Source organism: Lentibacillus halophilus (assembly GCF_039522485.1).
GTDB lineage: Bacteria > Bacillota > Bacilli > Bacillales > Amphibacillaceae > Lentibacillus > Lentibacillus halophilus.
In genome coordinates this window covers 1-5,809 of sequence record NZ_BAAADM010000043.1, presented here as the reverse complement: position 1 = coordinate 5,809, position 5,809 = coordinate 1, and the positions used below count along the sequence as shown (strand labels likewise).

At 36.5% G+C, this 5,809-nt stretch carries 8 protein-coding genes and 1 pseudogene; all 9 read right to left on the bottom strand.

The genetic code is table 11. From position 1 onward, the window contains the following. Positions 1–207: 207 nt before the first annotated feature. Positions 208–1,126 (bottom strand): annotated as a pseudogene (locus ABDZ72_RS08800) (IS110 family transposase). A gap of 336 nt (positions 1,127–1,462) precedes the next feature. After that, positions 1,463–1,669 (bottom strand): helix-turn-helix domain-containing protein, encoded by a 207-nt coding sequence (locus ABDZ72_RS08795; RefSeq protein WP_343752440.1) that lies wholly within the window; start codon positions 1,667–1,669, stop codon positions 1,463–1,465. 9 nt (positions 1,670–1,678) lie between these two features. Continuing rightward, the gene (locus tag ABDZ72_RS08790) at positions 1,679–2,152 is read right to left on the bottom strand and encodes a DUF2975 domain-containing protein (RefSeq protein ID WP_343752439.1); all 474 of its coding nucleotides are present in this window, start codon (positions 2,150–2,152) and stop codon (positions 1,679–1,681) included. 262 nt (positions 2,153–2,414) lie between these two features. Further along, positions 2,415–2,600 carry a hypothetical protein gene (locus tag ABDZ72_RS08785; protein WP_343752438.1) on the bottom strand — a complete coding sequence of 62 codons (186 nt, stop codon included), beginning with the start codon at positions 2,598–2,600 and terminating at the stop codon, positions 2,415–2,417. Positions 2,601–2,761: 161 nt separating this feature from the next. Continuing rightward, entirely contained in the window at positions 2,762–2,932 is a 171-nt protein-coding gene (locus ABDZ72_RS08780; RefSeq protein ID WP_343752437.1) for a hypothetical protein, read from the bottom strand. Positions 2,933–3,790: 858 nt separating this feature from the next. After that, a complete protein-coding gene (locus tag ABDZ72_RS14425) occupies positions 3,791–3,868 on the bottom strand; it encodes a putative holin-like toxin (protein WP_425542366.1) in 78 nt (25 codons plus the stop codon). Positions 3,869–4,043: 175 nt separating this feature from the next. Further along, entirely contained in the window at positions 4,044–4,574 is a 531-nt protein-coding gene (locus ABDZ72_RS08775; protein ID WP_343752436.1) for a hypothetical protein, read from the bottom strand. Between the two features lie 105 nt (positions 4,575–4,679). Next, a complete protein-coding gene (locus ABDZ72_RS08770) occupies positions 4,680–5,138 on the bottom strand; it encodes a hypothetical protein (protein WP_343752435.1) in 459 nt (152 codons plus the stop codon). A 75-nt stretch (positions 5,139–5,213) separates the two neighbouring features. Next, positions 5,214–5,717: a hypothetical protein gene (locus ABDZ72_RS08765; protein WP_343752434.1), complete on the bottom strand. Its 504-nt coding sequence runs from the start codon at positions 5,715–5,717 to the stop codon at positions 5,214–5,216. Between the last annotated feature and the right edge of the window lie 92 nt (positions 5,718–5,809).

Here is a 5,809-nt window from a genome sequence, read left to right as displayed (position 1 = left end):
GGTGATTCACTTTTATCCTAGAAAAGTCGACAAAAAGGGGGCCGGGACAAGACTAAACAAATCACTTCTAAATACGAACGAACTGTCTGGTGCGGTCACACCAAACGGTTTAGTGCAATAGCCTTTAAGGGAAGGCAGCTTGCATAGATGCAGAAAAAATAACCACACCCTAATGCTTGCTAGGCTATGGGTGGGTTATTTGTTTTTTTATGTTTCTACAAATGCTTCTTTTCGTTTAAGCATGTAAAAAATCCAATGAATCAGTTTATTCATGCAAGCTCCCATCACGACTTTATGTGGTTTCCCTTCTTCTCGCTTGCTTTGATAATAAGCGATAAGTTTGGTATTACGTGATTTGCGCAATCCACATAGTACAGCGGTATATAAAGCTTGACGAAGCTTGCTTGAGCCGCGTTTAGTCATACGATTTTGCGTTGCTTTAAATTTCCCTGACTCATGGACTCTGGGATCAACCCCAGAAAATGCAGCTAATTTCTTCGGATGACAAAATCGTTCAATCTCACCGATCTCAGACAATATTGTGGCGGCAATTTTGTCTCCAACACCCGGAATGGATTGAATTAAATGATAGTCGTCCAATTTTTTTGCCTGATCATCTATCTCGTGTTTCAAGACGGAAAGGTGCTCTTGATATTCAAATAACAGTTTGATGTACATTTTCAGGCTAATAATCGGACTATGATAAAGCGCTTCTTGGAAAGGATCCATTAAAGCTGCTTCATGTAATCGTGTTGCCTTGTTTAATGCCCATGAATAGGATCTCGTATGGCAGTAAGATTTAATGGATTCCGCCAATTTTTCAATGCCTACACTTAATACGGATCCCGGTGTTGGGAAATCCAGAAGCATATGCAATGAAACATTGGAATAAATCGATCCAAATACTTTTTTATATTCGGGAAAGATAATGTCCTGTTGACTCCAGGATGATTGTCGGATAGGTTCCACTTGCTTGCTCAACCTCCCGATAAAAAGCAGATAGCCTTTCTAATCCTTGGGTATTATGCTTAAACTTGAAGCTCTTTTTGTAGGGCTTCTTTTTCCGTAAATAAGCTTGGACCTGGCTTTCTTCTTTCGCTACATCCAGCCCAATGACAGGATTCATCTATTAATCACTTCCCCTATCATATATTTACCGGCAGCCTCTAACTCCCCTACAGTGTCATATCTTCGCTTGTTATACGAGATCATCTGAAGATGTCCCAACCAGCCTCACCCATGTTTCTGTAAGTAGAGGGCGAACATTTTTGCGGACGGGATCAATTCAAGTCCCACGCGCCCGTGCGTTCTCCTCCGGCTACCTCTATTAAACCATTAAAATGATCAACCGGAAAATAAATTCCGATTGACCTCATAATACGAAGCGCCCGTTTCTGGAACGAGTACCAAAATTGTTTTCTGATAATCTTACTTAACGTACAAATATCAATTCAAATTGTCCTTAGTCATCTCTATGTTCCAGAATATCACCAGGTTGACATTCCAATGCTGTACATATTGCATCTAAGGTTGATAATCTAATGGCTTTAGCCTTGCTGTTTTTCAGAATCGAAAGATTAGCCATTGTGATTCCCACTCTCTCCGAAAGTTCGGTTACACTCATTTTTCTTTTGGCTAACATCACATCAATATTGATTATAATTGCCATCTCCTCACCTCAGACCGTCAGATCATTTTCTTCTTTTATTGCCAATGCACTTCTTATTAGTTCCTGTAGAATAGCAGCAAAAACTGAAATCACAATAGATCCAAAAATAATCGCAAAACCTAAAAGAAAAACTCCTGGTTGTACAGCGTCCTGTGAGAAAAGGAACAACAACCCCGATACATCACAAACCATAATTACAATTCCATAATACTTGATATGCCTTAAAGCGGCTACAGTACTTTTCGTGAAGGGAATTTTCTTCTCAATATAGCTCAACAATTTGACGGACTGATACAGTGCCAGAAAAAAGGGGATCATTGTCAGATATACACCCAAAAGAACTGGCAATTTTAAATAAGCATACTTAGGGTAGTCTTTTGCCATTTCCTCTGCCATCCAAGGCACTAAAAATATACACAAAACCAGAACAATGATGCCAATGAAAAAGACCGCCGCCTTTAAAAATGTTGTTTTCCACTTCATAATACAACCCACCTTTTCCGATTATCTAAATTTTATCAGTATTTTTATTGTAAATCAATAAATAAATATTGTTTTAAACTATACTTCTTAACCTTTCTTTCAAAAACATCAAAAAAATCCTTCCCGTTTTGTGTATATGACAAAGCAGGAAGGCATTTCTATTTATAAAACAGTTAACTTGTTTTTCAATTATCTGGCCCTTGTATGTAATATGGCACGGTTTTTATTAGATTACCGCGCCCTTTTGTAGTATAGTTAGTGTTTATAAAAAGCTAAATATAACTGGTAATATTAAAGCTATCCCTAAACAAATAATAGCAGCTGTTTTTGATTGCTTAGTAATTCTCTCATCATTTTTATGTAGACTCTCAATAAAGGATAGAGCAAAATAAAAACTAGAAATAGTTAATAATACCGAAATAATTGCTATCCAACCCATCACAGACATAATATCCCCCCTCTAATAGTTATGAAACTTCACCAATCTGGTCCGTTAATGGCATAGTATTTAACACTGCTAATGAAATAATTATTGCGATCCAAAATGACCAATCCATTTCATCGCCTCGTCTAAAATAACCTTAAGGATAAGCCCCCGTTAAGATAAAATTAATTGGTAATAAGTGAAATAAGATAGGCTCCTGCCGCAAATATGGCAGAAAGAAAAACAAGTATTGAGAAGTTATGTTTATACTGTTCATCAATAATAGCACGAATGGCATAAATGGCTGATAATACTGATAAGAAAGCACATATAACTCCGACAATTAAGACTAGCACTACATAACCTCCTACTCCAACGACCTTCAATAATATGGCCTTTAATGCAGCATTGGCGCGAATCTTTATTCCTGATTAGCGCCCGATTGCGTATAGTTAGATAACGGCTCGTAAGCCAAACGTATCCATTTATTGAACAATGATTTTATATTCCTTGTCAATAAATTAATAGAGAACCAAAAAGTTCTTCATTCATTACAGTATAAATGATAGCAATATGTTATATTAAAATATAATAGACTGGCTTCGCATGAGGGGTTTGGTGGCACTGTCGACCTGCCGTTAGTCTTCGTTGGGAGACTTCCCAGGGAGGGAGGTGCTTACCAATGGACATTGTTAGTGCACTGACGCTGATGATATCCTTCGGGATGTTGGTGGCGTTTATTATGTCTGACAAAAACCATAAAAAATAACCCCTCACATGCGTTCGCTGCGCGCCGAGGGATTATTTTTCCTTGTGCTGCCTAGCCCCTCTTGTTGGGGTTCGGTCTATTGGCCGCTCCATGTAACAGCATGGGCGGTCTTTATTAGTGTATGCACTTATAATTTTTCTATGTTCATTATACCACGAAATCAATATTTGTGCACGTTAATTTATTTTCACTTCTTTAGTCCTTCAACATCTTTTGAAGGGTGGGGACTGTCCCTAGTACCTGAAAAAGCTAACAAAAACAATCATATTTTTTGTTTGCAAACCGTTTTTTCGTGTTATAATAAACATAGAGACAAGAAAAAAGCATAAACTAATAAAGACTGAAGATACGATAATATCTTCGGTCAGCAATGAATCGCTACCCTTCAAGAGGGGTCAGCGCGAACAAGGAATAGACCTCACCCGGCTGCTAAACTCAGGGAGGTCTATTTTTTCTGGTCTGTAACCGTTAAAACGAGTGTTGCGAAAGCGATCATTAGAACCAGTGTCTCAAAAACAGACATGGGCAACACCCCCTTCCGTTATAGCGTATCGTAAAGCACTACAACCGACAGGAATGCGCCGACCTCCCTTGAGGAAAACGCGATTATTGCATGTTTCCATTATATCACTTGCCCGAGAAGTTAAAAGAAGTTTTTTACAAAGGGTGGGGACAGTCCCCAGTGCCCGATGATTTTTTCACTTTTCCCGAATTGGCATTTCTTTAATCTGGATTGTTTTTTCAAACGATTCCTCTGAATAACGATAATCTATCATTACCTTATGGATGGGTTTGTCATGCACGACGCTTAATCCATAAGAAACAATGTTTTCATTGGAATGATCTTTGTTAGATCGTTCCAATTGCTTTTGTGGCGACGTATGTGGTTGAAGTGTAACTTCTTTTACATTTTTAACGCCATATTTTGATTTAATTTTTTTGTCAAATGTATCTGTTATAATAAATCCTTTCCTCGGATCACTGACTTGCATTTTAACTGTCTTTGGCTGTTTATCATTATTAACGGATACATCATCTATTTTTATTTTTTCGGAACCTTTCGTACCAATAGCAATCACTACCCCTTTTTCACTATCAAGACTTCCAATAGTACCATACTGCAATGGTGAGTGAGGGTCTTGACCCGGGTCTGAATGAGTATCATCATTGGTACAAGCTCCTAGTAAGACACCGACGGTCAAAATTATTAAGAAAAAAATCTTTTTCATTGATTAACTCTCCAATGTTGTAACTTTTATTTAAATGTCAATATGATTTTATTTCGCAACCTGCCCTAGAAAGCATATAGATGATTGAATACCAACAATGTTACCTTACCCTTTATTAAGGAAATTCCACAGATCAGATGTGATTCTGTAGTATTCAGGTGGTCCTTCTCTCCCTGATACTTTAAATACTTTTTGTGTATAAACAAAAAATACACCTAAATTTTTTTGGTTACTTCTAATTTTTATCTTTGCAATCGGTGTGAAATTTTTACCTTCCTCTCCAATTGGAGCGATATAATTGTCATCCACATTGGCTTTAGGAGAATTTTTTAATTTCTTAAATATAAATGTAACGTCTTCTTGGTCAGTAAACTTATGCTTTTCATTTGTTTGTTGATTGTTAAATTCAATTGTTATAGGTTTTTTATAATGCCACCAAGACCGATTAGTTATTGCATCATTTTCAAAGGTTATTGGATTGAAAAAATAATTTGTTGTTATAAATATCGGGACAATTAAAATAGCTAATGTGATAATCGACAGTATTATATATCTCTTTTTCATTACAGGAATGCTCCTAATTCTTACGGTTAAAGGGTGGGGACTGTCCCCAGTGCCTCATAAAAAAATCAATTGTTTTTATTTATCTTCCCATATGTATCTATAAATATCATCCGGATGGTATAGTTTGGTTATCCATTTAATACCAGATAATTCTGGGAGGAGATTCTTGTACTGTCCCAGATTTAGAATATGTACATGTTCTAGTTTTGAATAATTAATAGTGTTAGTATTCATGGTATTATATGCTGGAGTATGAACATTGATTAATAAACTTTCCGCCAAATTAATTTCATCATCAGCCCAAATATCATCTGTTGAAGTATGTGAACCACTCAATCTCCCAACATAGATGGAAAAGTCATCTTCAAACCAGTATGAGTGTTGCTTGATTCTAGTTCCAAATGTTTGTTGATTAGACTGCCCTATATATAATAAGGCATTTTCACCATAGACAATGTGTTTACCATAAATCTGATAAATTCCATAATCTGTTTCTTCGTTCTGTAAAGAAGAAAGATCTTCAAAAGTATAAGGTCCATTCCATTGAATTTGAATCAAATATTCCTTTACTATTTCCATACACTATCTCCTTGAAGGGCGGGGACTAGTATGGAAAATAAACGATGCACGTTATTAAAAAAGACCACCATTTTCTAGTAAAATAGAAGAAC

What these genes read in the sequence shown, in the direction of transcription:
- ABDZ72_RS08795 (WP_343752440.1), bottom strand. Translation starts at nt 1,669, where the DNA reads ATGGCAATTATAATCAATATTGATGTGATGTTAGCCAAAAGAAAAATG.
- ABDZ72_RS08790 (WP_343752439.1), bottom strand. Translation starts at nt 2,152, where the DNA reads ATGAAGTGGAAAACAACATTTTTAAAGGCGGCGGTCTTTTTCATTGGC.
- ABDZ72_RS08785 (WP_343752438.1), bottom strand. Translation starts at nt 2,600, where the DNA reads ATGTCTGTGATGGGTTGGATAGCAATTATTTCGGTATTATTAACTATT.
- ABDZ72_RS14425 (WP_425542366.1), bottom strand. Translation starts at nt 3,868, where the DNA reads ATGTCTGTTTTTGAGACACTGGTTCTAATGATCGCTTTCGCAACACTC.
- ABDZ72_RS08775 (WP_343752436.1), bottom strand. Translation starts at nt 4,574, where the DNA reads ATGAAAAAGATTTTTTTCTTAATAATTTTGACCGTCGGTGTCTTACTA.
- ABDZ72_RS08770 (WP_343752435.1), bottom strand. Translation starts at nt 5,138, where the DNA reads ATGAAAAAGAGATATATAATACTGTCGATTATCACATTAGCTATTTTA.
- ABDZ72_RS08765 (WP_343752434.1), bottom strand. Translation starts at nt 5,717, where the DNA reads ATGGAAATAGTAAAGGAATATTTGATTCAAATTCAATGGAATGGACCT.